At 37.3% G+C, this 4,219-nt stretch carries 8 protein-coding genes; all 8 read right to left on the reverse strand.

The window, feature by feature from the left end; all coding sequences use genetic code 11:
- Positions 1-149: 3-oxoacyl-ACP synthase (locus AB1397_04120; protein ID MEW6482168.1), on the reverse strand; the 149-nt coding region annotated here is incomplete at its 3' end.
- 7 nt (positions 150-156) lie between these two features.
- Complete coding sequence (gene plsX, locus AB1397_04125; GenBank protein ID MEW6482169.1) at positions 157-1,152, reverse strand: phosphate acyltransferase PlsX; 996 nt, start codon at positions 1,150-1,152, stop codon at positions 157-159.
- A gap of 10 nt (positions 1,153-1,162) precedes the next feature.
- Positions 1,163-1,450: an NADH-quinone oxidoreductase subunit NuoK gene (gene nuoK, locus AB1397_04130; GenBank protein MEW6482170.1), complete on the reverse strand. Its 288-nt coding sequence runs from the start codon at positions 1,448-1,450 to the stop codon at positions 1,163-1,165.
- Entirely contained in the window at positions 1,447-1,908 is a 462-nt protein-coding gene (locus AB1397_04135) for an NADH-quinone oxidoreductase subunit J (GenBank protein ID MEW6482171.1), read from the reverse strand. Before AB1397_04135 ends, nuoK begins: the two co-directional genes overlap by 4 nt.
- A 104-nt stretch (positions 1,909-2,012) precedes the next feature.
- On the reverse strand, positions 2,013-3,074 hold the full coding sequence (gene nuoH, locus AB1397_04140) for an NADH-quinone oxidoreductase subunit NuoH (protein MEW6482172.1): 1,062 nt from the start codon (positions 3,072-3,074) through the stop codon (positions 2,013-2,015).
- Positions 3,071-3,457 (reverse strand): hypothetical protein, encoded by a 387-nt coding sequence (locus tag AB1397_04145; GenBank protein MEW6482173.1) that lies wholly within the window; start codon positions 3,455-3,457, stop codon positions 3,071-3,073. The genes nuoH and AB1397_04145 overlap by 4 nt, the downstream gene beginning before the upstream one ends.
- Positions 3,458-3,608: 151 nt before the next feature.
- Positions 3,609-3,938, reverse strand: coding sequence for a hypothetical protein (locus AB1397_04150; protein MEW6482174.1), 330 nt, complete (start codon positions 3,936-3,938; stop codon positions 3,609-3,611).
- On the reverse strand, positions 3,935-4,219 hold a 285-nt coding region (locus AB1397_04155), incomplete at its 5' end, for a 4Fe-4S binding protein (GenBank protein MEW6482175.1). The genes AB1397_04155 and AB1397_04150, both read right to left, overlap by 4 nt.

A 4,219-nucleotide genomic window follows, 5' to 3' on the forward strand; every position in this document is an offset into this window, starting at 1 on the left:
GTATTTTCACAAACAATCCTCCTTTCCTTTATCCCTGTTCTCTCTGTAATCCAAGCATCAGAGGTTTCCACCATCTTTTCAAGAGAAAGGTTGGTTAATATTTTTTCGGGAACATAGCTTCCTGTGGCAACAATCCTTGCCTTTCTCATATACTTCCTAAATCCCTAATTCTTCCGCAATTCGCAATTCTTCTTCTATCCTTTCATTTATATGATGGAATATGCTCTCTTGTGCAACCCTAATGGCATTAGCAATTGCCTTCCTTTTTGATTTTCCATGGCATATTATGGATACCCCTCTTATCCCAAGTAGAGGAACTCCTCCATACTCTGAATAATCTATCTTTTTAAGAAGGCTCTTAAATAGCCCCTTTGCAAACAAAAGACCACATTTATTTATAAAATTTCCATTTCTTATATAATCAACAATAAATTCAGCCACACCCTCTCCAAATTTAAGAATAGAATTGCCAACAAACCCATCGCAGACAACAACATCTGCTTTTCCCTTTAAAATATCACCTCCCTCGATATTTCCACAAAAATTAAAATTTCCCTTAGAAAACAAAATGGATGCTTTGTCTGTAAGCCTATTGCCTTTCCCCTCTTCTTCACCAATATTCAAAATTCCCACCCTTGGATTTTTTATTCTTAAAACCTCGCTTGCATAAACCTTACCCATTACCCCAAATTGAAAGAGATGCTTTGGTTTTGAATCAACATTTGCTCCTACATCAATTAAGATACAAATGCCATTTTTTGTTGGAATGGGTGAAGCAATAGCAGGTCTATCTATACCCTTAAGCCTTCCTAATATTGTTAATCCTCCTATAAATGATGCACCTGTATTTCCAGCCGAGACAACAGAACCTGCAATTTTTTTTCTCACCAAGGAATAGGAGAGAGCAATGGATGAATTTGGCTTTGCTCTTAAAGCAGATATAGGGGATTCTTCCATTCTAATTACACTATCAGATGGATAAATCTCAATGGGAAGCTCTTTTTTGTGTTTTTTTAGCTCATTTTTTATTAAATCAGGATTTCCAACCAGGATAATCTCTCTTGCAAATCCCAAAGAAATGGCATCTATTGCCCCTCCTACTATCTCAGCGGGTGCATAATCACCACCCATTGCATCAACAGCGATTTTCATTTTATAGGATTTATCCCTTAAGAAGATTAAAATTGTCTAGGTCTATTTTTTCCTTTTCCCTAAAGGCAAGGAGGAATATGGCAAGGCCACATCCAACACAGGCTGCAGATGTAACCATAGCAAACAAGGCAAATATTTGTCCACTTGGATTGTAAAATGAGGAGAAATAAGCAAGATTAAGGCATCCGGCATTAAGCATTATCTCAATTGAGATAAGAACCATAATTCCATTCTTCCTTGATAGGGCTCCATATAGCCCTATGCAAAAAATAAGCGCAGAAAGCAAAAGATAATTCATTCCCTTTTTAAAAGCATAATTGAACCAATTAAAACAACAAGGAGGAGGAGGGAGATAACCTCAAATTGGATAAGGTATTGTGTCATAAGAAGATTTCCTATCTCCTTTATTCCTGAAAATGTTTTTAGTCTTGTAAAATTAAAAGGCTTTGATGCCCAAACAAGGGCTAAAAATAAAAGGAGAGAGCTTAAAAGCCCAAATAGCCTCAAAATCCAGCTTGATTTAGAAACTTCTACATTTCCCGAGGTCATAATCACAAATAGAAATAGAACAATTACCCCACCAACATAGATAAGAATTTGAACAAATCCTAAAAATTCACAGGACATATTTATATACAAGCCTCCTATAGAGAGGAAAAATAGGGCAAGAGCCATAACCGCCCTTACCAGGTTTTTTAAGAAAATGGCAAGCATAGCAGAAATAATTGCCAATCCTCCCAACACATAAAATCCCAAATCCACCATAAAAACTAAAAACTATGGTATATTTTACCACAATTTTTGCTTCGCTCGCAAGATACTTTGTATGTGCATTTTGACTTTTGCATTTCGAATTTGTTTTATATCCATCCCAGTGAAATCATAACCCCTGTAATTGCTATGTTTAAAAAACCAAGGGGTGTTAAAAGCTTCCAGCCAAAGCCCATAAGCTGGTCAACCCTAACCCTTGGATATGTCCAGCGAAACCACATTATGACAAATATTATAAAATATGTCTTTATAAGAAACCAAACAATGGGAGGAAGAATAAGGGGAAGACCAGGAATTCCATTCCATCCACCAAGGAACAGGGTTGCTACAAGGCAAGCACAGATAAACATATTTGCATATTCACCAAGGAAGAACAAGGCAAATTTCATTCCCGAATACTCGGTATGAAAGCCTGCCACCAGCTCGCTCTCTGCCTCAGGAAGGTCAAAGGGAGCTCTGTTTATCTCTGCACAGCCAGCTACCAGAAATAGCAAAAATCCTAAGGGTTGATAGACAATGAACCAGATATTTTTTTGGGCTAATATAAGGGAGTTAAGATTTAAAGAACCATTGAGCATAATAACACCAATAAAGGATAAAATAAGGGGAACCTCGTAGGAGATCATTTGAGCTGCTGACCTTGCTCCACCAAGGAGCGTCCATTTGTTTCCTGAGGAAAATCCTGCAATAACAATGCCAATTGTTCCTATAGCAGAGAGGGCAAGGATATATAAAAGCCCTAAATCAAGGGAGAGAGCACATATACCAGGAGACCAGCAAACAACCGCATAAGCCATTATTGCTGGGATAAACATAATTAAAGGTGCTAAAAAATGGAGGATTTTATCTGCTTCATCGGGAACAATATCCTCCTTCTGAAGGAGCTTAATGGCATCTGCTACTGTCTGAAAGAGACCTTGGGGTCCTACCCTCATTGGACCAAGCCTGTCTTGCATAAATGCTGAAACCTTTCTCTCGGCAAGGACAAGGAAAAGGGTATTTACAGAGACAAAGCCTGCTACAAGCACACCAACAATTATCATAATGACAAAGAGCAAAGCAATGTCTGGAATTCCGTAGGTTTTGCAAAGAGATTGCATCCAATTGTAAATAACAGAAATCAACCTCTCTGTGTCATACAGAAGGTTCATTTTTCATCCTCCTTGATTTCTAAAATACCCCTCTTCCCATCAAGGGTAATAACAAATTGGTTTAAAATATCCCTTCCCAGCAATGCTGTATTTTCTTCATAACATATAACAGAAATTCCTTTTATAACAATCTTGGCAATACATAGGTTTATTGAGTAGATATTAGTAGCAGAAATGCAGCCATCAAAGCTTTGTATGTTCACCCTTGAAACTACCTCTATTGGATTTAATAGTTCCAATATCTTTTTTGGAATTACAGTCATTTGAGCTCCTGGATCAATTATTCCCTTACAAGTAACCTCCTTTCCTGTTAAAGGATTAGAAATTACAACATCTATTACTGGTGCAGGAGGGGAATAAGCTTTACTGTAATCGTATAACATTTTCAGATTACCACCTTAAAATATGGAATGATTATCTTTTTGGGTGGCAAGATATGCCTAATAACCATTTCTGTTGGACTGATTTTAAAGAAAATACGAAGATAGAGGAATATCAGCGTAAAAAAAATACCAATCCAACCAATAATTTCCATTAGCTTCTGAATTTTAATATCGCCCAAATCATAATAGTCATTATTAACCAAAAGGAGTGGGAAAATTTGAAAGCCCCTAATAGATATAGAAAAATAGAGCCAAGTATGGTGAACATAGAAAAATCCCCATAAGCTTCCCACCTCTTCCATCCCTTTGGATGTTGAAAGGCCTCTTTTAAACAAACTACAATACCCCCTAAAAATGCCACCAAAATAGGAAAGGCATACCAGGGAGAATTTTGAATGACAGTTCCAAAAACCGCTCCCAACAATGCCCCAAAGAATGCATCCTCAACCTCCCAACCTTGTTGTATTATTTTATCCTTCATTTGTATTTTTCCACAAAAGGTCCTTTAATAAGGGTTTCTTTTGAATAAACCATCTCGTCTTTATTATAACAGGCAAGCTCATAAAGCTCTGATTGCTTTATTGCCTCCTTTGGGCAGGCCTCTACGCATAAGCCACAAAAGATACACCTTTTAATATCAATCTCATAAGAGGCAACCCTCTTGTTATGTTTCTCATCCTCAAAGGCTGATATTTTTATGCAACCCGAGGGGCAATATGTCGCACAAAGGCAACAGGCAACACATTTTTCAATGTCATACGA

The sequence above is a fragment of the bacterium genome, from assembly GCA_040756715.1.
In the GTDB taxonomy this organism is placed as follows: domain Bacteria; phylum UBA9089; class UBA9088; order UBA9088; family UBA9088; genus JBFLYE01.